The organism is Lentzea sp. NBRC 105346, from assembly GCF_030269605.1.
Taxonomy (GTDB): domain Bacteria; phylum Actinomycetota; class Actinomycetes; order Mycobacteriales; family Pseudonocardiaceae; genus Lentzea.
Genome location: NZ_BSTQ01000001.1, coordinates 872,975 through 898,343, shown reverse-complemented (window position 1 = coordinate 898,343; position 25,369 = coordinate 872,975). Strand labels below are relative to the sequence as shown.

2 protein-coding genes are annotated in these 25,369 nt (G+C 70.7%); both read left to right on the top strand.

Going from position 1 to position 25,369, the window contains the following annotated elements; genetic code table 11:
• Nucleotides 1–109: 109 nt before the first annotated feature.
• Nucleotides 110–11,653, top strand: a complete 11,544-nt coding sequence (locus tag QSK35_RS03365) for a non-ribosomal peptide synthetase (RefSeq protein WP_285742084.1) — start codon at nt 110–112, stop codon at nt 11,651–11,653.
• Nucleotides 11,650–25,353, top strand: coding sequence for a non-ribosomal peptide synthetase (locus QSK35_RS03360; protein ID WP_285742082.1), 13,704 nt, complete (start codon nt 11,650–11,652; stop codon nt 25,351–25,353). Before QSK35_RS03365 ends, QSK35_RS03360 begins: the two co-directional genes overlap by 4 nt.
• Nucleotides 25,354–25,369: the final 16 nt, after the last annotated feature.

Genomic DNA, 25,369 nt, shown 5'->3' with positions numbered 1-25,369 from the left:
GTAATTGAGACGAGATTACCGCATCGTGGAGACGCTCTCGCAGATCTGTGTGCAATCAATTCTGATCCACTTCTACAGTGACTGGACATTACCGGGAAAGGAGACTCCTGTGTCCGGTCTGGCCCAGCTGTTCGAGGCTCAGGTTGCACGCCATCCGCATGCCACGGCCGTCATCTCCGGTGATGTGACACTCACCTGCGCCGAGCTCAACGCCCGCGCGAACCGGGTGGCGCACCGGCTGATCGCGGCGGGGATCGGGCCGGAGGACGTCGTCGCGGTGTCGCTGCCTCGGTCGGCCGACCTGGTCGTCGCGCTGCTCGGCGTGCTGAAGGCCGGCGCGGCCTACCTCGTGGTCGACCCGGAGTATCCGCCGGAGCGCGTGCGGCTCATGCTCGACGATGCCCGGCCGCGGCAGGTGATCACCGAAGTCGACGCGGACGGCTTCGCCGACAGCGATCCCGGGATCGAGGTTCGCCCGGAGCACCCCGCGTACGTGATCTACACGTCCGGGTCGACCGGGCGGCCCAAGGGTGTGCTCGTGTCGCACCAGGGCATTCCGAGCCTGGTCGAGACGCTGGTCGAGTCGTTCGGCGTCGGCGTGGGCGACCGGGTGCTGCAGTTCGCGTCGATGAGCTTCGACACCTCGGTGTGGGAGTGGACGATGGCGCTGCTCTCCGGCGCGACCCTGGTGATCGTTCCCGGTGACGACCGGGTCGGCGCGCCGCTGGCGGAGTTCGTGACACGGCACCGGATCACGCACCTGACGCTGCCGCCGAGCGCGCTGGCGTCCCTGCCGGACGACTTCGCGTTCGCGCCGGGCACCACGCTGATCGTCGCCGGCGAGGCCTGCCCGCCGGACCTGATGCGCAGGTGGGCCGCGACCACCCGGATGTTCAACTCCTACGGCCCCACCGAGACCACGGTCGACGCGACGCTGTGGCGGTGCCGGGCGGACTTCACCGGCAACGCCGTGCCGATCGGGCATTCCGTCCGCGGCACCGAGATCCACGTGCTGGACGACGAGCTGCGCCCCGCCCGGACCGGCGAGCTGTACGTCTCCGGTGACGGCCTCGCGCGCGGTTACCTCGACCGGCCGGGGCTGACCGCGGAACGTTTCGTGGCCAGCCCCTTCGGTTCGGGCCGCATGTACCGCACCGGCGATGTCGTGCGGTACAACGAGGACGACGAGCTGGAGTACCTGGGCCGCGCCGACGAGCAGGTGAAGATCCGCGGCTTCCGCGTGGAACCCGGTGAGGTCGCCGCGGTGCTGTCCGCAGACCCCTCGGTGCGCCAGGCCGTGGTGGTCGTGCGCGAGGACCGGCCCGGCGACCGCAGGCTTGTCGGTTACGTCGTCGGCGAGGAGCCGGATCCGGCGGCGTTGCGCGCCCGTGTGGCCGGCGAGCTGCCCGACTACATGGTGCCGGCCGCGATCGTCGTGCTGCCCGCCATTCCGTTGAACCCCAACGGGAAGCTGGACCGGGCCGCACTGCCCGCGCCGGAGTTCGCCGTGTCGGAACAGCCCCGCACGGCCCGCGAGCAGGTCCTCGCGGACGTGTTCGCCGAGGTGCTCGGGCTGCCCGAGGTGGGGGTCGGCGACAGCTTCTTCGACGTCGGCGGCGACAGCATCAGCGCCGCACAGGTGGTCAGCAAGGCGCGCAAGGCCGGGCTGCACATCGTGGTGCGCGACGTCTTCCGGCACCCGACGGTCGGCGAGCTGGCCCAGGCGGTCAGCGACGCGGCCGCCGAGGACGGCGTCAAGGACGTCGGTATCGGGCAGGTTCCGCCGATGCCGATCATCAGGTGGCTCCGGGACCGGGGCGGACCGGTGGAGGGCTTCCACCACTCGACCGTTGTGCGCACGCCCGCGGGCATGACGAGGGACGACCTCGTCACCGCGGTGCAGCGGGTGCTCGATCACCACGACGCGCTGCGGATGCGGCTGCTGCGCGACTGGTCGGTCGAGCTCACGCCGCCGGGATCCGTGGCAGCGGACCGATGTGTCCGCCGGGTCGAGGGGTTCACCGAGGAGCGGCTGGAGCGCGAGAAGCGGATCGCGGTCGCCGAGCTGAACCCGTGGACCGGGGTGATGGCGCGGCTGGTGTGGTTCGACGGCGGCGGCGAGCCGGGCCGGTTGCTGATCGTGCTGCACCACATCGTGGTCGACGGGGTGTCGTGGCGAATCCTGCTCGACGACCTGCGCCAGGCGTACGAGACCGGCGCGCTCGACCTGGTCGGCACGTCGTGGCGGCGCTGGTCGCAGCTGCTGCACGAGCAGGCCGACAGCCCCGCGCGGCTCCACGAACTCTCGCTGTGGAACGGAATTCTCGACGGGCCGGACCCATTGCTGTCCGAACGCCCGCTCGACCCACAGGTCGACACGACGGCGACGTTGCGCGCGGTCGAGCTGACCCTGCCCGCCGACGTGGCCGGGCCGGTGCTCACGAAGCTGCCGGCGTTGTTCGGCGCGCGCATCAACGACGTGCTGCTCACCGCGTTCGCCCTGGCGGTGGGGAAGTGGCGGGGCGAAGCCGGTTCCGTGCTCGTAGAGATGGACGGCCACGGCCGCGAGGCGGATGGCGCGATCGATTTGACGCGGACGGTCGGCTGGTTCACCAACCTGTACCCGGTCCGGATCGACCCCGGTCCCTGGGACGCCACGGCGTTCGGCGAAGCCGTCCGGCGGGTCCGCGACCAGCTGGCCACGATCCCCGACAACGGCCTGGGCTACGGCATCCTGCGGCACCTCAACGCGGACACCGCACCCGTGCTGGCCGCGTTCGGCGAGCCGCAGCTGCTGTTCAACTACCTCGGCCGCTTCCCGCAACCGGCCGACGAGGACTGGGCACGCACGTCCGACGAGGTCTCCGTCGACGGGTTCGGCGACGCGCCGATGCCGCTGACGAACGCGATCACGCTGGACACCACCGCACATGACCGGCCGGGCGGCCCGGTGCTGACCGCGCGCTGGTCGTTCCCCGAAGGCCTCTTCGCCGACGACCGGATCCGCGAGCTGGCCGAGCTGTGGTTCGAGGCACTGCTCGGGCTCGCCGCGCACGGCCGGGCCGACACGCTGGATGCCGCCGAGATCCTGCCGCTCACGCCGTTGCAGCAGGGCCTGTTGTTCCACGCGGTCAACGAGACCGAGTCGTCGGACGCCTACATCATCCAGGTGATGTTCGACATCACCGGCGCCCTGCACGCCGACCGGCTGCGGGCCGCGGCGAACGCGGTGATCCGCCGGTACCCGCACCTCGCGGTCGGCTTCCACTACGAGGGCCTCGACGCGCCCGTGCAGGTCGTGCCGTCGCACATCGACGTCCCGTGGCTCGAGCTCGAACCCGCTGACGTCGACGAGGCGGTCGCACGGGATCACGCGCAGCGGTTCGACGTGGCCGGGCCGATGCTGCGGTTCACGTTGATGCGCCTTGGGCCGGAGCAGCACCGGCTGCTGTTCACCAGCCACCACATCCTGCTCGACGGCTGGTCGATGCCGATCCTGATGGCCGAGCTGTTCGCGCTCTACAACGGGGAAACGGATCTGCCCGCGGTCACGCCGTACCGCGAGTACCTGGCGTGGCAGCAGCGGCAGGACCGGGACGCGGCCCGCGTCGCGTGGTCGGAGATGCTGTCCGGGCTCGACCGCCCGACCCGCGTCGCGCCGGCCGGGCTGGTGCAGGAGCTGCCGCGTGACACCTCCGTGCTGCTGTCCGAGGAGCTCAGCGAAAGCGTTGCGGCACAGGCACGCCGGCGTGGCTTGACGATGAACACCGTGCTGCAGGGCGCGTGGGGCATCGTGCTGGGGCAGCTGACCGGCAACCGGGACGTGGTGTTCGGCAGCCCGGTCGCGGTGCGCTCGCCCGACCTGCCCGGCAGCGACCGGATGGTCGGTCTGTGCATCAACACCGTTCCGGTGCGGATGGAACTGGACCCGCGGCGTTCGCTGGCGACCGTGCTGGAGGCGTTGCAGGACCAGCAGACCTCGCTCACTCAGTATCAGCACCTGGACCTCTCGGAGATCCAGTCGTTGCTGGGCCTGGGAGAGCTGTTCGACACGCTCGCGGGCGTCGAGCGCTACCCGATCGACCACAGCGCGTTCGAGACCGCGGTCGACGGGCTGCGCATCGTCGACCGGACGCCGTGGGACACCTCGCACTACCCGCTGAGCATGTCCGCCCGTGCGGGCGCACAACTGTTGGTGCGCCTGGGATATCGGGCCGATCTGTTCAGCCTCGCCGAGGTCGAGGCCGTCGGGGCCCGGCTCGTCCGGCTGCTGGAGGCGTTCGCGAACGACCCCGACCAGCTGCTGCGGGATATCGACCTGCTGGACTCCGCCGAACGCGAGCGCGTCCTCGTCGACTGGAACTCCACTGAACGGCCCGTGGCCGCGAAGACGGTGGTCGAGGCCTTCGCCCGGCAGGTCGCGCGCACGGCGGACAACACGGCGGTCGTGTTCGAGGACACCGCACTGTCCTATGTGGAGCTCAACGCGCGGGCGAACCGGGTGGCGCACCACCTGATCGGGCTCGGAGTGGGACCCGAATCCGTGGTGGCGCTGCGGTTCCCGCGGTCGATCGACCTGGTCGTCGCGATGCTCGGCGTGCTGAAGGCCGGTGGCGCCTACCTGCCGGTCGACCCGGAGTACCCCGAGGACCGGATCGCGTTCATGCTCGCGGACGCCGCGCCGCAGGTCGTGCTGTCGGAACTGCCTTCGCTGGACACGCCGGTCACCGATCCCGATGTGGCCGTGCTGCCGGAACACCCGGCGTACGTGATCTACACGTCCGGGTCATCCGGTGTGCCGAAGGGTGTCGTCGTGTCGCACGCGGGCGGGCCGAACCTGGCCGCCGCGCAGATCGAACGGTTCGCCGTGACGCCCGCGAGCCGGGTCCTGCAGTTCACCTCACCGAGCTTCGACGCCTCGTTCTCCGAGGTCTGCATGGCGTTGCTGTCCGGTGCCGCGCTCGTGCTGTCGGACCGCAAGCTGCTCGGCGACGACCTGGCCGACGTCGTGACGCGGCACGGCATCACGCACGTGACCGTGCCGCCGGTGGTGCTGGCGGGACTGACCGAGCTGCCCGGCCTGCGGACGATCGTGGTGGCGGGTGAGGCGTGCTCGGCCGAGCTGGTGGACACGTGGTCGCGCGGCCGTCGCATGGTCAACGCGTACGGTCCGACCGAGACCACGGTGTGCGCCACGATGAGCCAGGCGCTGACCGGTGGTGTGCCGCCGATCGGCAAGCCCATCGACAACACGCGGGTGTTCGTGCTCGACGACTCGCTGCGCCCGGTTCCGGCCGGCGTGGTGGGTGAGCTTTACGTCGCGGGCATTGGACTTGCTCGTGGGTACCTGAACCGGCCCACGTTGACGGCCGAGCGGTTCGTCGCGTGTCCCTTCGGCGGGCGCATGTACCGCACGGGTGACCTGGCGCGCTGGACCGTCGATGGCGAGCTCGAGTTCGCCGGCCGTGCCGACGAGCAGGTCAAGGTGCGCGGGTTCCGCATCGAGCTGGGCGAGATCGAGGCAGTGCTGGCGTCCGACGAGTCGGTGGCGCGGGCCGTCGTGGTCGTGCGCGAGGACCGGTCCGGCGCGCGGCAGCTCGTCGGGTATGTCGTGCCCGCGGGACCTGTGGACCCGCAGGCGTTGCGGGAACTGGTCGCCCGGCGGTTGCCGGACTACATGGTGCCCGCGGTGATCGTCGAGCTGGCCGCCATCCCGGTGACCCCGAACGGCAAGCTCGACCGGGCCGCGTTGCCCGCGCCCGAGGTGTCCGGCGGGGCCGGGCGCGCGCCCGCGACCGCCGCGGAAGAAGCGCTGGCGCGGGTGTTCGCCGAGGTGCTCGGGGCGTCCGGTATCGGTGTGGACGACGACTTCTTCGCGCTCGGCGGTGACAGCATCACCGCGCTGCAGGTGGTGAGCCGGGCGAAGCGTGCCGGTCTGGAGATCGGCGTGCGCGAGGTGTTCCGGTATCCGACCGTCGCCGGGCTCGCCGTCGCCGCGGCCGCCGCGGTGGTGGAGGACGACGCGGTCGAGGACATCGGCGTCGGCCGGGTCGGCGAGCTGCCGATGGTCAACTGGCTGCGCGAGCGCGGTGGTGAGGTCGGGAAGCTGCACCAGTCGGTGGTGCTGCGCGTACCGGCCGACCTGACCGAAGAGGCGCTGGTCCGAGGTGTCCAGGTGCTGCTCGACCGGCATGACACGCTGCGGATGCGGCTGTCCCGATCGTGGTCGGTGGAGATCTCCCCGCCAGGGTCGGTTTCGGCTCGTTCCTGCCTCTCGCGGGATGCGTCGTCCGCGGTCGCGGAGCTGGATCCGTGGAGCGGCGCGATGGCGCGGTTCGTGCGGGTCGCGCCGGACCGGCTGCTGATCGTGTTGCACCACCTCGTGGTGGATGGCGTGTCGTGGCGGATCCTGCTGCCCGACCTGCGGCAGGCCGTCGAGACCGGTTCCGTGGACCCGGCGGGCACGTCGTTGCGGCGCTGGGCCCAGCTGCTCGGTGAGGAGGCCAACGGGCCGATCCGCCAGTCGGAGCTCTCGCTGTGGCAGTCCATTGTGGAGGGTGATGACCCGCGGCTGTCGCACCGGCCGTTGCACCCGGAGCGCGACACGACCGCGACGATGAGCACGGTCGAGGTGACGTTGCCGGCGGAGGTGACCGCGCCGGTCCTCACGCGGTTGCCGGGCCTGTTCCACGGCCGGATCAACGACGTGCTGCTGACGGCGTTCGCGATCGCCGTCGACCACTGGCGGCCGCGCCCGGACGGTGTGCTCGTCCAGGTGGAGGGGCACGGCCGCGAGGCCGGGGCCGTGGATGCCGCCGGCGTGGACCTGTCCCGGACTCTGGGCTGGTTCACCAGCATCTACCCGGTCCGGCTGCGGCCGGGCCAGGTCGGCTGGGACGACGTCGTCAATGGCGGCCCGGCGCTGGGGCGCGCCGTGAAACAGGTGAAGGAGCAGCTGCGGGCGTTGCCGGACAACGGCATCGGCTACGGCATGCTGCGCTACCTCAACCCGGACACCTCGGACGTGCTGGCGGCGCTGCCGAAACCGCAGATCGGGTTCAACTACCTCGGCCGGTTCGGTGCGGACAGCGGCGACTGGACTCCGGCGCCGGACAGTGCCATGGCCATGGTGACCGAAGCCGTGCTGCCGCTGCCGAACGCGATCGAGCTCAACGCCATCGCGCACGACCGCGCGGACGGACCGGAGCTGACCGCCGAGTGGTCGTTCGCGAGCGACCTGTTCACCGCCGCCGAGATCCGCGAGCTGGCGGACCTGTGGTTCACCGTCCTGAAAGGACTGGTCGCGCACGCCGAGCGTCCGGACGCGGGCGGGTTCACGCCGTCCGACCTCGTGGTGCGGCTGGGCCAGGACGACATCGACGCGCTCGAGGAACGGCACGGCGGTGTCACCGACTTCCTGCCGCTGGCGCCGTTGCAGCAGGGCCTGCTGTTCCACGTGCTGGACGACACCGCCGCATCGGACGCCTACCGGGTGCAGGTGGTCTTCGAGCTGACCGGACCGCTCGACCCGGCCCGGCTGCGTGCCGCGACGGAAGCGCTGGTGCGCCGGCATCCGCAGCTCGTGGCCGCGTTCCACCACGAGCACCAGGTGCAGGTGTTCCCGCGTGACGTCACGCTGCCCTGGCGCGAGTCGGACGACCTGGACACCGTGCTGGCCGAGGAGCTGGCGCACCCGTTCGACCCGGCCGCGCCGCCGATGTTCCGCGCGGCGCTGGTGCGGATGGCGCCCGAGGTGCACCGGCTCGTGCTGACCTACCACCACATCCTCGTGGACGGCTGGTCGACGCCGGTGATGATCCGCGAGCTCTTCCAGCTGTATCACGGGGTCGAGCTGCCTCCGGCGACGCCGTATCGCGAGTACCTGACGTGGTTGCAGGAGCAGGACCGCGAGTACGCTTCGAAGGCGTGGGTCGACCTGTTCGCCGGCCTGGACCACCCGACCCGTGTCGCTCCCGCGAGTGCTGATGCTTCCGCCGGGCAGGACGCCGTGACCGTTGAGCTTCCGCTCGACGTCACGGAGCGGCTGGTCGCTCAGGCCCGTCGGCACGGGCTGACGCTGAACTCCGTGGTGCAGGGCGCCTGGGGTGTGCTGCTGGGGACGTTGACCGGCAGCGACGACGTCGTGTTCGGCACGACCGTCGCGGGCCGGCCGCCGGAGATCCCCGGTGTCGAGTCCATGGTCGGGCTGTTCATCAACTCCCTGCCGCTGCGGGTCCGGTTGCGCGGCTCGCTGCTGGACGTGATCTCGGGGGTGCAGGAGCAGCTGACCGGGTTGCTCGCGCGGCAGCCGCTCGGGCTCGTCGACATCCAGCGGCTGATCGGCATGGGCGAGCTGTTCGACACGCTCACCGTGTTCGAGAACTACCCGATCTCCGCGGATGAGTCCGGACTCGCGGTCGAGCTGGTCGACTGGACCGGCGGCGACAACACGCACTATCCGCTGAACCTGCTGGCGCAGCCGGGCGAACGGCTGGAGCTGCGGCTCGGCTACCAGCGTGGCGTGTTCACCCCCGAGGCCGTCAGCCGGATCGCGGAACGACTGCTGCGCGTGCTGCACGCGGTGGCCGACTCGCCCACGATCCCGTTGCACCGCTTGGATCTGCTCGGCACCGCGGAACGTTCCCAGGTGGTGCTTCCGGCCGGACCGGCGCCGGTGGCGACGTTCCCCGAACTGTTCCGCGCCCAGGTGGAGCGCACGCCGGACAACATCGCGGTGGTCTTCGAGGATCGGTCGCTGACGTACGCGGAGCTGAACTCCCGCGCGAACCAGGTGGCGCACCACCTGATCGGGCTCGGCGTCGGGCCGGAGAGCGTGGTGGCGTTGACGTTGCCGCGCTCGATCGACTTCGTCGTCGCGGTGCTCGGCGTGGTGAAGGCCGGTGGCGCGTACCTGCCGATCGACCCGGACTACCCGGACGAGCGGATCCGCTACCTGATCGCCGACGCCGCACCGCGGGTGCTGCTGAATCGGCTTCCCGTGCTGGCGACCCCGGACACCGATCCGGACGTGGAGATCCGGCCCGAGCACCCGGCGTACGTCATCTACACGTCCGGTTCGACCGGCACGCCGAAGGGCGTGGTCGTGCCGCATACCGGCCTGGCCGCGTTGGCGTCCGACCATGTCGAACGCTGTTCGGTCATGCCGAACAGCCGCGTGCTGCAGTTCGTGTCGCCCAGCTTCGACGTGGCTGTTTGCGAACTGACGATGGCATTGTTCTCCGGCGCGGCCCTCGTGCTGGCACCGAAGGACCGGCTGCTGCCGGGTGAACCCCTGGCCGACGTGATCGCGTCGCAGCGGATCACCCACTGCGTGATCCCGCCGTCGGTGCTGGCGACGTTGCCGGCGGATCGGCTGCAGACCGTCCGGACCGTGCTCACCGGTGCCGAGCCGATCGCGCCGGAGACCGTGGCGCGCCTGGCGCCCGGCCGCCGGTTGATCAACGCCTATGGTCCGACCGAAACGACGGTGTCGGCCACCGCGACCGGACCGGTCGCCGGTGCGCCGACCATCGGGTCGCCGATCCCCGGCACCAGCGTGTATGTGCTGGACCCGTTGCTGCGGCCCGTGCCCGTCGGTGTGGTCGGTGAGCTTTACGTCGCCGGACTGGGTGTCGCGCGCGGGTACCTGAAGCGGCCGGGGCTGACCGCCGAACGGTTCGTGGCATCGCCGTTCGGTGGGCGCATGTACCGCACCGGCGACCTGGCGCGGTGGACGGCCGACGGTGAGCTGGAGTTCATCGGGCGCGCGGACTCGCAGGTGAAGATCCGCGGTTTCCGGATCGAGCCGGGCGAGATCGAGGCCGTATTGGCTTCGGACGCGTCCGTGGACCGGGCCGTGGTGATCGTGCGCGAGGACCGGCCCGGTCTGCGGCAGCTCGTCGGCTATGTCGTGCCCGCCGACGGCCACGTGCCCGAGCCGGCGGACCTGCGCGCCGCGGTGGCTCGGACGTTGCCGGACCACATGGTGCCCGCGGCCGTCGTGGTGCTGGACGAGCTTCCGTTGAGCCCCAACGGGAAGCTGGATCGCGACGCGCTGCCCGCGCCGGAGTTCCTCAGCCACGGCCGGCTGCCCGAGACGCGGCGGGAACGCCTGCTGGCGGAGGTGTTCGCCGAGGTGCTGGGCCTGTCCGAGGTGGGTGTCGACGACGGCTTCTTCGACCTCGGCGGTGACAGCATCTCCGCCTTGCAGGTGGTGAGCCGGGCGAGGCAGCGCGGGATCGTGGTGTCCGGGGTGCGCGAGGTGTTCCGGAACCCGACGGTGGCGGGTCTCGCCGAGGCGGTCGCGGACGCCGTCGAGGACGTGGCCGTGGAGGACGTCGGTGTCGGCCGCGTCGGGCCGCTGCCGATCGTTTCGTGGCTGCGTGAACGTGACTGCGACATCAGGACGTTCCACCAGGCGCAGGTGGTGCGGCTGCCGGACGTCGACGACACGGCCCTGCTCGCCGCGTTACAGGTGTTGCTGGACAGCCACGACGCGTTGCGGATGCGGCTGTCTCCGGAGTGGGAGATGGAGATCGCGCCGCCGGGATCGGTGATCGCCCAGCTGACTCCAGATGCGGACACCGCGTTGGCCGAGCTGGACCCGTGGAGCGGCGCGATGGCGCGGTTCGTGCGGGTCGCGCCGGACCGGCTGCTGATCGTGCTGCACCACCTCGTGGTGGACGGTGTGTCGTGGCGGATCCTGTTGCCGGACCTGCGGCAGGCCCTGGAGACCGGTTCCGTCGACCCGGTCGGCACGTCCGTGCGCCGCTGGTCGCAGGTGCTCGGCGAGGAGGCCGCCGGGCGACGGTCCGAGCTGCCGCTGTGGCGGTCCGTTGTGGACGGTCCCGACCCGTTGCTGACGTCACGGCCGGTCGGCGCTTCGGATGTGGCCGAGTCGGTGACGGTGACGCTGCCCGCGGCCGTCACCGAGCCGGTGCTGACGAGGTTGCCCGCGCTCTTCCACGGCCGGATCAACGACGTGCTGCTGACCGCGTTCGCGATCGCCGTGCAGCACTGGCGCACCCGGCCGGACGGCGTGCTCGTCGAGGTCGAGGGCCACGGCCGGGAGACCGAGGCGCTCGACGCCCCGGGCCTGGACCTGGCTCGCACGGTCGGCTGGTTCACCAGCATGCACCCGGTCCGGCTGAAGCCCGGCCAGGTCGACTGGTCCGAGGTCCGCTCCGGCGGCCCGGCGCTGGGACGCGTGGTGAAGAAGGTGAAGGAGCAGCTGCGGGCGTTGCCGGACAACGGGTTCGGCTACGGGCTGCTGCGTTACCTGGCGGGCGAGTCGTTCTCGAAACAGCCGCAGCTGGGCTTCAACTACCTCGGCCGGTTCCCGGCGCCCGAGGACCAGGACTGGGCGCACCTCGGCGAGGCGGTGCTGCCGCCACCGCACGCGATCTCGTTGAACGCCATGACGTACGACCGGGTGGACGGGCCCGAGCTGACCGCTCACTGGTCGTATGCCCGCGACCTGTTCACCGAGGCCGATGTCTGTGATCTGGCCGAACGGTGGTTCACCGTCCTTCGTGGACTCGTGGCGTACGCCGACCACGCCGAGGGCGGCTTCACGCCGTCCGACCTGCCGCTGGCCGGGCTGAGCCAGCACGAGATCGACCTGCTCGAGACCGCCTGGAGGGCGACGTCATGACCGGGTTCGCCGACGTACTGCCGCTCTCACCGCTGCAGCAGGGTTTCCTGTTCCACGCGCTGTACGACCCGCGGGCCGTGGATGTCTACGTCGTCCAGCTGGTGTACGAGGTGTCCGGGCCGCTGGAGCCGGAGCGGTTGCGGGAGGCGGCGCACGCGTTGCTGCGGCGGCACCCGCACCTGGCCGCGCGGTTCCACCACGAGGGCCTCGACACGCCGGTACAGCTGATTCCGCGCGAGATCGACCTGCCGTGGGAGGAGGTGTCCGCCGACCCGGCCGAGCTCGATCGGGTGCTGGCCGCCGACCACGCCCGGCCGTTCGATCCCGGTCGTCCGTTGCTGCGGTTCACGCTGGTACGGCTGGGGCCGGCGGACTTCCGGCTGTTGTTCACCAGCCACCACATCCTGCTCGACGGCTGGTCCATGCCGATCCTGCTGGAAGAGCTGTTCTCCTTGTATTCCGGTCAGGTGCCGGGGAAGGCGCCGTCGTACCGGAACTACCTGGCGTGGCTGCGGGCTCAGGACCGCGACGACGCGCGCACGGCGTGGCGTGACGCGCTGGCCGGGGTCGAACGCGCCACGCGGATCGCACCCGCCGGTCTGGTCGACGCTCCGGACACACCGTCGCTGGTGACGGTCGACGTGCCCGCGGATCTGACTTCACGCGTCGCGTCGGTGGCTCGGAGCCGGGGCCTGACGATGAACACGGTCGTGCAGGGTGCGTGGTCGGTGCTGCTCGGGACGATGACCGGCAGTTCCGATGTCCTGTTCGGCACGACGGTCGCGGTGCGGCCGCCCGAGCTGCCGGGCAGTGATCGGCTGGTCGGGTTGTGCATCAACACCGTGCCCGTGCGGGTGCGGCCGCGGCTGTCCGCGTCGCTGGCGTCGTTGCTGGCCGAGATCCAGGACCACCGGGCCGGGCTCACCGAGCACCAGCACCTGGAGCTGGTGGAGATCCAGCGGCAGGCCGGGGTCGGCGAGCTGTTCGACACCGTGACCGTGTTCGTCAACCTGCCGGTCGACCCGGACACCTCGTACACGCCCGCGCCTGGCGTGCGAATCGCGCCCGCCGGTGGTGAGGGTGGCGACACCACCCACTATCCGTTGAGCCTCAACGTGAGCCTCGCGGACGGGTTGCGGCTCAAGCTCGGGTACCGGACCGACGTGTTCACCGCCGCCGAGATCGAGACGATCGGCGCGCGGCTGGTGCGGTTCATGGAAGCGTTCGCGGACGACCCGGACCAGCTCGTCCGGGATCTGCCGCTGCTCGGTGACGACGAGCGTTCGCGCATCCTGGCCGACTGGAACGCCACTGGTCGTGATGTGCCGGCGTTGACGGTTCCGGAGTTGTTCGCTGCGCAGGTGTCCGATCGGACGGCGTTGGTGCTCGGGGACACGTCTGTGTCCTATGTGGAGTTGAATGCGCGGGCGAATCAGGTGGCGCATCATCTGATCGGTCTTGGTGTTGGGCCTGAGTCGGTGGTCGCGGTGTCGATGCCGCGGTCGATCGACATGGTCGTCGCGGTGCTGGGTGTGTTGAAGGCCGGTGGTGCCTATCTGCCGGTCGACCCCTCCTACCCGCAGGACCGGATCGATTTCATGCTGGCGGATGCCGCGCCGCAGGTCGTGCTCTCCTCGTTGCCGCCGTTGGACACCCCGGCCTCTGACCCGGTTGTTGATCTGCGGCCGTCGCATCCGGCGTACGTGATCTATACGTCCGGATCGACGGGCAAGCCCAAGGGTGTCGTGGTCACGCATGCGGGCATCCCGAGCCTGCTTGCGTCGCAGCAGGCTGAGCTGGGTGTCACTGCCGAGAGCCGCGTTCTGCAGTTCGCCTCGTTGAGTTTCGATGCGGCGTGGTGGGAGATCTGCATGGCGTTGCTCTCCGGGGCGACGCTCGTGTTGTCGGACCGCAAGCTGCTCGGTGACGAGCTGGCATTCGCTTTGCGCGGAGTTACCCATGCGACGTTGCCGCCGACGGCCCTGACCGGACTGGTGCCCGAGGGGCTCGAATGCCTGGTCGTGGCGGGGGAGGCGTGTCCGGCCGAGGTGGTGTCGGCGTGGGCTCCCGGCCGTCGGATGATCAATGCTTACGGACCGACCGAGACGACCGTGTGCGCGACGATGAGCTCGCCACTGTCCGGTGATGTGCCCATCGGCCGGCCACTGATCAACACCCAGGTGTACGTGCTGGACGCGGCGTTGCGGCCCGTTCCGGCCGGTGTCGTGGGTGAGCTTTATGTTGCGGGTGCTGGACTTGCGCGTGGTTACCTGAACCGGCCCTCGTTGACGGCCGAGCGGTTCGTGGCGTGTCCCTTCGGGGGCCGGATGTATCGGACCGGCGATCTGGTCCGGTGGAACACTGGCGGTGAGCTGGAGTTCGTCGGGCGTGCCGATGAGCAGGTGAAGCTGCGCGGGTTCCGCATCGAGCCGGGCGAAATCGAGGCTGCGCTGACCGCGCAGGACGGAGTAACGCAGGCGGTCGTGGTCGTGCGGGACTCGCGCCTGGTCGCGTACGTGACGGGCAAGGCCGACCTGAGCGCGCTCGCCCTGCCGGAGCACATGATCCCGTCGGCGGTCGTCGAGCTGGACGTGTTCCCTTTGACGCCCAATGGAAAGCTCGACCGGGCCGCGCTGCCCGACCCCGAGTTCACCTCGGGGGGCGGCCGCAAACCGCGTACGCCGCAGGAGGAAGTGCTCGCCGGATTGTTCGCCGAGATCCTCGGCGTGGAGCAGGTCGGCATCGACGACGACTTCTTCGACCTCGGCGGTCACTCGCTGCTCGCGACCCGGCTGGTCAGCCGGATCCGCGCGGTGCTGCGGGTGGAGATCGAGCTGCACTCGCTGTTCGAGGCGCCGACCGTGGCGGGCCTGTCGGCGGTGATCAGTGCGCAGGGTGGCGTTGCCCGGCGGGCTTTGGAGCCGCGTGAACGGCCCGATCAGGTGCCGTTGTCGTTCGCGCAGCAGCGGTTGTGGTTCCTCGACCGCCTCGAAGGCCCGAACCCGGTCTACAACATCCCGTTCTCCGTGCGGCTCACCGGCGAGCTCGACGAGGTCGCGCTGCGGGCAGCGCTTGGTGACGTCGTGGTGCGGCACGAGAGTCTGCGGACCGTGGTCACCGAGCAGGACGGTGTCGCCTGCCAGGTGGTCATTCCCGAGGACGAGGCGTGGCCGGTGTTGCAGCGGGTCGACGTGGACCGGGACGGTCTCGCGTCGGCTTTGGGTGAGGCGGCCGCGCACCGGTTCGACCTGTCCACCGAGATCCCCATCCGCGGCTGGATTTTCCGCGTCGAGCCGGACGAGCACGTCCTTCTGCTGCTGGTGCACCACATCGCGGGTGACGAGTGGTCGATGGGACCGCTGTGGCGTGACCTCGCGACGGCGTACGGCGCACGCCGGTTGGGCCGACGTCCGTTGTTGCCCGAGCTGCCCGTGCAGTACGCGGACTACGCCCTGTGGCAACGAGAACTGCTCGGCAGCCAGGACGACCCGGACAGCGCCCTCGCCGCCCAGCTGGCGTACTGGACCGAGGCGCTCGCCGGGATTCCCGAGGAGCTGGCGCTGCCGCTGGACCGGCCGCGGCCCGCGGTCGCCACGTACCGCGGCAAGGACCTGAGCTTCGAGATCAGCCCCGAGGTGCACGCCCAGCTCGCGACGCTGGCCCGGCGTGGCCAGGCGAGCCTGTTCATGGTGCTGCAGGCGGGTCTGGCGACGCTGCTGACGCGGCTCGGCGCGGGCACCGACATCCCGCTCGGCGCTCCGATCGCCGGCCGCACCGACGACGCGTTGGACGACCTCGTCGGGTTCTTCGTCAACACGTTGGTGCTGCGGACCGATGTGTCCGGCGACCCGGCGTTCACCGAGCTGGTCGAGCGCGTCCGCGAGGTCGCGCTGGCCGCGTACGCGCACCAGGACGTGCCGTTCGACCGGCTCGTCGAGGTGCTCAACCCGGCCCGGTCGCTGGCGCGGCACCCGCTGTTCCAGATCATGGTCGGCCTGCAGAACGCCGCCGACGGCGACCTCGAACTGCCCGGTCTGCGGGTCGCGGGGGAGCCGCCCGGCACGCACAGCGTGTCGAAGTTCGACATGACCGTCGCGTTCTTCGAGCAGCGCGCCGCCGACGGCACGCCGCGCGGTCTGCACGGCAAGATCGAGTACGCCACGGACCTGTTCGACGAGCCGACCATGCGCTCGTTCGCCGACCGGCTCGTGCTGGTGCTCGAAGCCGTGGCGGCGGAGCCCGAACGCCCTCTCAGTGCCATTGACCTGCTTGGTTCTGAGGAGCGTTCGCGCATCCTGGTCGACTGGAACGCGACTGGTCGTGATGTGCCGGCGTTGACGGTTCCGGAGTTGTTCGCTGCGCAGGTGTCCGATCGTACGGCGATGGTGCTCGGGGACACGTCTGTGTCCTATGTGGAGTTGAACGCGCGGGCGAATCAGGTGGCGCATCATCTGATCGGTCTTGGTGTTGGGCCTGAGTCGGTGGTGGCGGTGTCGATGCCGCGGTCGATCGACATGGTCGTCGCGGTGCTGGGTGTGTTGAAGGCCGGTGGCGCTTATCTGCCGGTCGACCCTGATTATCCGCAGGACCGGATCGACTTCATGCTGGCGGATGCCGCGCCGCAGGTCGTGCTTTCCTCGTTGCCGTCGCTCGACACGCCTGTTTCCGACCCGGTGGTCGATCTACGGCCCTCTCACCCGGCCTATGTCATCTACACCTCGGGCTCCACGGGTAAGCCCAAGGGCGTCGTGGTGTCGCATGCGGGCGTCCCCAGTCTGCTGGCGTCGCAGCAGGCTCACCTGGGTGTCACTGCCGAGAGCCGGGTGTTGCAGTTCGCGTCGTTGAGTTTCGACGCGGCGTGGTGGGAGATCTGCATGGCGTTGCTCTCCGGGGCGACGCTCGTGCTGTCGGACCACAAGTTGATCGGTGATGATCTCGCCGACGCGTTGCGTGGTGTCACGCACGCGACCCTGCCGCCGGTGGCGTTGACCGGGCTGACGCCCGAAGGCCTGGAATGCCTGGTCGTCGCCGGTGAGGCTTGTCCGGCCGAGGTGGTGTCGGCGTGGGCTCCCGGACGTCGGATGATCAACGCGTACGGGCCGACCGAGACGACCGTCTGCGCGACCATGAGCTCGCCGCTGACCGATGGCGCCCCGATCGGCCGGCCACTGATCAACACTCGGGTCTACGTGCTGGACTCGTCGCTGCGGCCGGTGCCGGTCGGCGTGCTGGGGGAGCTTTACGTTGCGGGCGCTGGACTTGCGCGTGGATACCTGAATCGGCCTTCGTTGACGGCCGAGCGGTTTGTGGGGTGCCCGTTCGGTGGGCGGATGTACCGGACCGGCGACCTGGTCCGATGGACGGCCGATGGTGAACTCGAGTTCGCCGGACGCGTCGACCAGCAGGTGAAGCTGCACGGGTACCGCATCGAACTGGGCGAGGTCGAGGCCGCGCTGGAACGGCAGGACACGGTGTCCCGTGCCGTCGCCCTGGTGCGCGACGATCGACTGGTTGCCTACGTGATCGGCAAGGCCGACCTCGGCGCGCTGGCACTGCCGGACTACATGGTGCCGTCCGCGGTCGTCGAGCTGGACGCGTTCCCCGTGACGCCCAACGGAAAGCTCGACCGCGCCGCGCTGCCCGCACCCGAGGTCGTGACGGGTCGCGGCGCTCAGGCTCGGACGCCGCAGGAGGAAGCGCTCGCCTCGGTGTTCGCGGAGATCCTCGGCGTCGAGACCGTCGGTGTGGACGACGACTTCTTCGATCTCGGCGGTGACAGCATCACCGCGGTCCAGCTGGTCAGCCGGGCGCGCAAGGCCGGGGTCGAGTTCGGTGGCGTGCGCGAGGTGTTCCGCTGCCCGACCGTGGCCGGGCTCGCGGCGGTTGCTGTTGAGACCACGGCGGCGGCTTCGGTCGAGGACGACGGCGTTGGTGCCGTGCCGACGTTGCCGATGGTCTCATGGCTGCGTGAGCGCGGCGGCGATTCCGCGAACTTCCACCAGAGCGTGCTGCTTAGGGTTCCGGACGATCTGACTGAGGAAGACGTGTTCGCCGCCGTGCAGCTGTTGCTGGACCGGCACGACGCGTTGCGGATGAAGCTGACCGGCTGGGATGTCGAGATCCTGCCGCGCGGTGCGGTGTCGGCCCGCGACTGCGTGGGCGAGCTGGACCCGTGGGCCGGGCGGATGGCGCGGTTCGAGCTGCTCGAACGCGGCCGGCTGCTGGTCGTGCTGCACCACCTGGTGGTCGACGGTGTGTCGTGGCGCATTCTGCTGCCGGACCTGAAGCAGGCGGTCGAGACCGGCGAGCTCGACCCGGTCGGCACCTCGCTGCGCCGCTGGGCGCACCTGTTGCACGACGAGGTCGCCAACCGGCGCTCGGAGCTGCCGTTGTGGCGGTCCATTGTGGACGGCGATGACCCGCTGTTGTCGCATCGGCCGCTGGATCCCGAGCGGGACACCACGGCGACCGCGGGGACCGTGGAGCTGACGCTTCCTACCGCGGTGACGGCACCGCTACTCACACGTGTGCCCGGCCTGCGGCACGCGCGGGTCAACGACGTGCTGCTCCAGGCGTTCGCCGCTGCCGTGCACCGGTGGCGTCCGCGGCCCGATGGCGTGCTCGTGGAGGTCGAGGGCCACGGTCGTGAGGTTCAGGCCGTGTCCGGGCAGGCGGACCTGTCCCGCACGGTCGGCTGGTTCACCAGCGTCCACCCGGTCCGGCTGCTCCCAGGCGACTCGGTGCCGACATTGCCGGACAACGGCATCGGCTACACCCTGCTGCGCTACCTGGACGGGGAGTCCTTCCGGCAGCCGCAGCTGGGCTTCAACTACCTCGGCCGGTTCGGCGCGGCCTCGCCGGAGGACTGGGCGCCGCTTCCGGACGCCGCGGACCTGCCCGAGGCCGTGCTGCCGTTGCCGCACGCGATCTCCGTCAACGCGGTCGCGCAGGAACGGCCGGACGGACCGGAGCTGACCGCGCGCTGGACGTTCGCAAGCGAGCTGTTCACCCCCGAGGAGATCCGTGAACTGGGCTCGCTTTGGTTCGCGGAGCTGACGGCGCTGGTGGAGCCGATCGAACGGCTGGAGGAGCGGTACGGGCCGATCACCGACGTCCTGCCGCTGGCGCCGCTGCAGCAGGGTCTGCTGTTCCACGTCCTCGACGGCACGGTCGCCTCGGACACCTACCGCGTGCAGGTCGTGCTGGAGCTCGCCGGACCGCTGGACGCCGACCGGCTGCGACGGGCGGCGGAGGCGTTGGTGCGGCGGCATCCGCAGCTCGTCGCCGCGTTCCACGAGGACGTCCAGGTGTTCCCGCGTGATGTCCAACTGCCTTGGCGCTCGGGGGACGACCTGGACTCGGTGCTGGCCGAGGAGCTGGCGCACCCGCTGGACCCGGCGGACCCACCGATGTTCCGTGTGGCACTGGTGCGGATGGGCCCGGACCTGCATCGGCTCGTGCTGACCTACCACCACGTCCTGGTCGACGGTTGGTCCACGCCGATCATGGTCGGTGAGCTGTTCCAGCTGTACGCGGGTGCGGAGCTGCCGCCCGCGACGCCGTACCGCGAGTACCTGCACTGGTTGCGCGACCAGGACCGTGCGACGGCCGAGGAGTCGTGGCGTGAGGCGTTGGCCGGGGTCACGCCGACTCGGATCGCGCCCCCTCGTGTCTCGACCGGAACGGACGCGGTGGCCGTCGCACTGTCCTCAGAGGACACCGCACGGCTGACCGCACAGGCGCGGCAGCACGGCCTGACGCTGAACTCCGTGGTGCAGGCCGCCTGGGGGCTGTTGCTCGGCACGTTGACCGGAACCGACGATGTCGTGTTCGGCACGACCGTCGCCGGTCGTCCGCCGGAGATCCCCGGCTCAGAGACCATGGTCGGGTTGTTCATCAACTCGCTGCCGCTGCGTGTGCGGTCGCGCGGCACGCTGCTGGACGTCGTGACGGACGTGCGCGACCAGCTCTCCGGCCTGCTGGCCCGGCAGCCCCTCGGACTGCTGGACATCCAGCGGATCGCGGGCGTGGGGGAGCTGTTCGACACGCTGACGGTGTTCGAGAACTACCCGATCTCCGACGCGGCGCTCGAGCACCCCGGCACCGGTCTGACGATCCGGCTCGCCGGCGGCAAGGGCGGCGACAACACCCACTACCCACTCAACCTGCTCGCCCAGCCCGGCGATCGGCTGCAGCTGCGGCTCGGGTACCAGCACGGCGTTTTCACGACCGACGACGTCGAGACCATCGCCGGACGGCTCGTCCGGGTGCTCCAGGCCATCGCCGCTGATCCGGCGACTCCGGTGCACCGGCTCGATGTGCTGACCGCGGACGAACGCTCGCGGTTGGACACCGTGGCGGACGCGCCGGTGGCGACCGTGCCCGAGTTGTTCCACGCACAGGTGGCGCGCACGCCCGGCAACACCGCGGTGATCTCCGAGGGCGCTTTCCTTACGTATGCCGGGCTGAATGCCCGCGCCAACCAGGTGGCGCACCACCTGATCGGGCTCGGTGTCGGCCCGGAAAGCCTGGTGGCGCTGCGGATCCCGCGCTCCATTGACTACGTGGTGGCGATGCTCGGCGTGCTCAAGGCGGGTGCGGCATACCTGCCGATCGACCCGGACTACCCGGCCGATCGCATCGCGTTCATGCTCGCCGACGCCTCGCCCCAGGTGGTGCTCACGTCGGCTCCGGCGGACGGGCCGACGACGGATCCCGTGGTGGATCTGCGGCCATCGCACCCCGCGTACGTCATCTACACCTCCGGTTCGACCGGCACGCCGAAGGGCGTCGTCGTCCCGCACACGGGCCTCGCCGCGCTGGTGTCCGACCATGTCGAACGCTGTTCGGTCATGCCGAACAGCCGCGTGCTGCAGTGCGTGTCGCCGAGCTTCGACGTGGCGCTGGTCGAACAGCTGATGGCATTGTCGACCGGCGCGGCGCTCGTGCTTGCTCCCAAGGAGAAGGTGCTGTCCGGCGAGGCGCTCGACGGCGTCACGCACATCATGATGCCGCACTCGATGCTGGCCGCGGTGCCGGAGGAACGGGCCGCGTCGGTGCGGACGGTCGTGTCCGGCGGCGAGCCGATGGCCGCGGAGACGGTGGCGCGCTGGGCGCCCGGCCGGCTGCTGATCAACGCCTACGGCCCGACCGAGACCACGATCGCGGCCACCGCGACCGGACCGGTCACGGAGGGCGTGCCCGGCATCGGGTCGCCGATCGCGGGCGCTCGCGTCTTCGTGCTGGACCGCCTGCTCCGGCCCGTGCCCAAGGGCGTGGTGGGGGAGCTGTACATCGGCGGGCTCGGCGTCGCTCGCGGATACCTCAACCAGCCGGGTCTCACTGCCGAACGGTTCGTGGCATCGCCGAACGGGCGCATGTATCGGACCGGCGATCTGGTCCGGTGGGCCGACACTCTCGAGTTCGTCGGGCGTGCGGACGAACAGGTCAAGATCCGCGGGTTCCGCATCGAACCCGGCGAGATCGAGGCGGTCCTGACCAGCCTGCCCGCGGTGCGCCGCGCCGCGGTGATCGTGCGGGACGACCGGCTGGTCGCCTACGTCGTGCCGTCCGGTGACCAGGAGCCGGTCGGGTTGCGGGACGCGGTGGCGCGCCGGCTGCCGGACCACATGGTGCCGTCGGCGTTCGTCACTGTCGAACAGCTGCCGCTCATGCCGAACGGCAAGCTCGATCGGGACGCGTTGCCGGAGCCGGCGTTCGTCAGTACCGGACGCAAGCCGCGCACCCCGCACGAGGAACTGGTCGCCGGCCTGTTCGCCGACCTGCTCGGCCACGACGAGGTCGGCATCGACGACAGCTTCTTCGACCTCGGCGGCCACTCGCTGCTCGCTACCCGGCTGGTGAGCCGCATCAGGACGGCGCTGGGCGCGGAGATCAGCGTCCGAACGGTGTTCGACAGTCCGACCGTCGCCGGTCTCTGTGCGCAGATCACCGTCGGCACGGCGCGAAACCCGTTGGAGCGCCGGGAACGGCCGGAGCGCGTGCCGTTGTCGTTCGCGCAGCAGCGCCTGTGGTTCCTCGACCGGCTCGAAGGCCCGAACCCCGTCTACAACCTGCCGCTGACCGTCCGGGCGCCCGGCCTGGACGCCGAGGTGCTGCGGGCCGCGCTGAACGACGTCGTGGCGCGGCACGAGAGCCTGCGGACTGTCGTCGCGGAACACGACGGCATGCCGTGTCAGGTAGTGCTGCCACACGCCGATGTCTCGCTGGAGGAGACCGACGACCTGGACGCGGCGGCGGCGCACCGGTTCGACCTCGCGCGAGAGATCCCGATCAGGGCGTGGGCCAGCGGCGACGTGCTGCTCATCCTGCTGCACCACGTCGCGGGCGACGCCTGGTCGATCGCTCCATTGTGGAGGGACCTGGCCGCCGCGTACACCGCCCGTTCGGAAGGGCGCGCGCCGGTGTGGGCCGAGCTGCCCGTGCAGTACGCGGACTACGCCCTGTGGCAACGAGAGCTGCCCATCGCCGACCAGCTGGAGTACTGGACGGACGCGCTCGCGGGCCTGCCCGAGGAGATCACGTTGCCGCAGGACCGGCCGCGGCCGGCCCTGCCGTCCTACCGCGGCGCGGACCTCACGTTCCAGATCGCGCCGGACGTGCACGCCGCGTTGCTCAAGGTGGCACGGCAGCGGCAGGCGAGCCTGTTCATGGTGCTGCAGGCGGCACTGGCCGCATTGCTCACGCGGCTCGGTGCCGGCACCGACATCCCGCTCGGCGCCCCGATCGCGGGCCGCACCGACGACGCGCTGGACGACCTGGTCGGTTTCTTCGGCAACACCCTGGTACTGCGGACCGACGTGTCCGGCGACCCCGCGTTCACCGAGCTGCTGGACCGCGTGCGGCGCACCGACCTGGCCGCGTACGCGCACCAGGACGTGCCGTTCGAGCACGTCGTCGAGACGGTCAACCCGACCCGGTCGCTGGCGCACCAGCCGTTGTTCCAGGTGCTGATGACCGTGCAGAACACCGAGTCGCCGCGCATGGAGATCGGCGGCGTCGAGGCGACGGCCGTGCCCGCGCGGCACGACACGGCGAAGTTCGACCTCAGCTTCTCCTTCCGGGAGACGGAACAAGGCATCACCGGGCACGCCGAGTACGCGCTGGACCTGTTCGACCACGACACCGTGCGGCAGATCGCGGACCGGCTCACCACGTTCCTGGAGGCGGTCGCCGCCGATCCGCACCAGCGGATCGGCGCCGTCGACCTGCTCGGCGACCACGAACGCCGCCAGCTGCTGGAGAAGTGGAACGACACCACCCGTCCCGCGGCCGCGCCGACCATGCTCGAACTGTTCCGCGCGCAGGTCGCACGAACTCCGGACGCCGTGGCGGTGGTGTGCGGCGAGACCTCGTTGTCCTACGCGGAACTGGACGCGCGGGCCAACCACGTCGCGAGTCAGCTGCTCGCACAGGGGGTCGGGCGCGAGGACATCGTGGCCGTCGTGCTGCCGCGGTCGGCCGATCTCCTGGTCGCACTGCTGGGCGTGCTCAAGTCCGGCGCCGCGTACCTGCCGATCGACCCGGAACACCCGATGAGCCGCATCGGTTTCGTGCTCGGCGACACCCGGCCGGCGGTCGTGATCTCGGCCGACCCGGCGTTGCGCGGTACCAACGGCAGGCTGACCGTGGACGGCGAGACGGCGCCCGATCCGGGCGTGCGGGTGCGGCCGGACGACCTGGCGTACGTCATCTACACCTCGGGCTCCACCGGCACGCCCAAGGGCGTGATGATCCCGCACGGCGCGTTCGCGAACTTCCTGCACGCCATGCGCGAACACCAGTTCCTCGGCGACGGCGACCGGCTGCTCGCGGTCACCACCGCCGGGTTCGACATGGCGGTGTTCGAGCTGTACGTGCCGCTGGTCAGCGGCGCCACGATCGTCATGGCCGGCAAGGACACCGTGCGCGACACCGCCGCGTTGCCGGAGGTGTTGCGGCGCGACGAGATCAACGTCCTGCAGGCCACGCCGAGCCTGTGGCACGAGCTGCTGGCCGAAGGGGCCTCGCTGTCGCACGTGCGCGCACTGGTCGGTGCCGAGCCGCTGCCCGCCCAGCTCGGCCGTGAGCTGCACGAACGCACGCGCGCGGTGACGAACATGTACGGGCCCACCGAGACCACGGTGTGGTCGACGGCCGCCGACCTGACCGGTGGCGACCCGTCGATCGGCTCGCCGGTGGCGAACACGCAGGTGTACGTGCTCGACGCGGGCCTGCGTCTCGTGCCGCCCGGTGTCGTCGGCGAGCTGTACATCGGCGGTCTCGGGCTCGCCCGCGGTTACCGCAACCGGCCTTCGCTGACCGCGGAACGGTTCGTGGCTTGCCCGTTCGGTAGCCAAAATGATGGTTATCGCATGTACCGCACCGGCGACCTGGCGAAGTGGTCGGCCGACGGCACGCTGACGTTCGTCGGCCGCGCCGACCAGCAGGTGAAGGTCAACGGGTTCCGCATCGAGCCGGGCGAGATCGAGTCGGCCCTGGCGGCGCATCCGGCGGTCGACCGGGCCGTGGTGGTGTTGCGCGAGGACCGGCCGGGGATCAAGCAGCTCGTGGCCTACGTCGTCGGCGCGACGGACGGGTTGCGGGAGCACCTGCGGCAGCGGCTGCCCGAGTACATGGTGCCGTCCGCCTACGTGTCGCTGGACGCGATCCCGTTGAACCCCAACGGAAAGGTCGACCGGCGGGCACTCCCGGCGGTACAGGTCTCCTCGACCGGCGGCGCGCCGGCGACGGCACGGGAGCAGGTGCTGGCGGACCTGTTCGCCGAGCTCCTCGGCCTGCCCGCGGTCGGCGTGCACGACGACTTCTTCGCGCTCGGCGGACATTCCCTGCTCTCCGCGCGGCTGGTGAGCCGGATCCGGTCGCAGCTGGGCGTCGAGGTCGGCATCCGGGCCGTGTTCGAGGCGCCGACCGTGGCCGGCCTGGCTCAGCGCCTGGACTCCGAGGGCGGATCCGACTTCGACGTGCTGCTGCCGTTGCGCCCGCACGGCTCGCGCACCCCGTTGTTCTGCGTCCACCCGGCGGTGGGACTGAGCTGGTGCTACTCGCGGCTGCTGAGCCACCTCGACCCCGGCCAGCCGGTGTACGGCCTGCAGGCGCGCGCGATTTCCACCGCTGACGGGCTGCCCGCGTCGATGGACGAGATGGCCACCGACTACCTGGCACAGATCCGTTCGGTGCAGCCGGCCGGTCCGTACCGCCTGCTCGGCTGGTCGTTCGGCGGGCTCGTGGCGCACGCGATCGCGACGCTGTTGCAGGACGCGGGGGAGGAGGTCGAGCTGCTGGTGACGCTGGACTCGGCGCCACAGCCCGATGTTCCGGAAATCGACGCCTCCGCGGCGCTCGCGAACCTGCTGGCGGAGTACGGGGCGTCCGAGCTGACGCCGGAGGCGCTGGACCGGATCCGCCTGCACGACCCCGGCCTGGCGAGCCTGCTCGACCGCAACCTCGACGGGCACATGCGTGCGACGACCAACCTGTCGTCGGTGATGCGAACGTTCTCACCGCGCCCGTTCCACGGCTCGATGCTGTGTTTCGTGGCGGAGGCCGACCCGTCCGCGTGGGATCCGCACGTCGCCGGCGTCGAGGTGCACCACGTCCCGTGCACGCACCAGGAGATGTTGCGTCCCTCGGCGGCCGCGCAGATCGGCGCGGTGCTCTCCGCGCGGCTTACCGGCTGATGGGCGGTCGGCGGAC

Coding starts and splice junctions, on each gene's coding strand:
- QSK35_RS03360 (WP_285742082.1), top strand. CDS start 11,650: ATGACCGGGTTCGCCGACGTACTGCCGCTCTCACCGCTGCAGCAGGGT.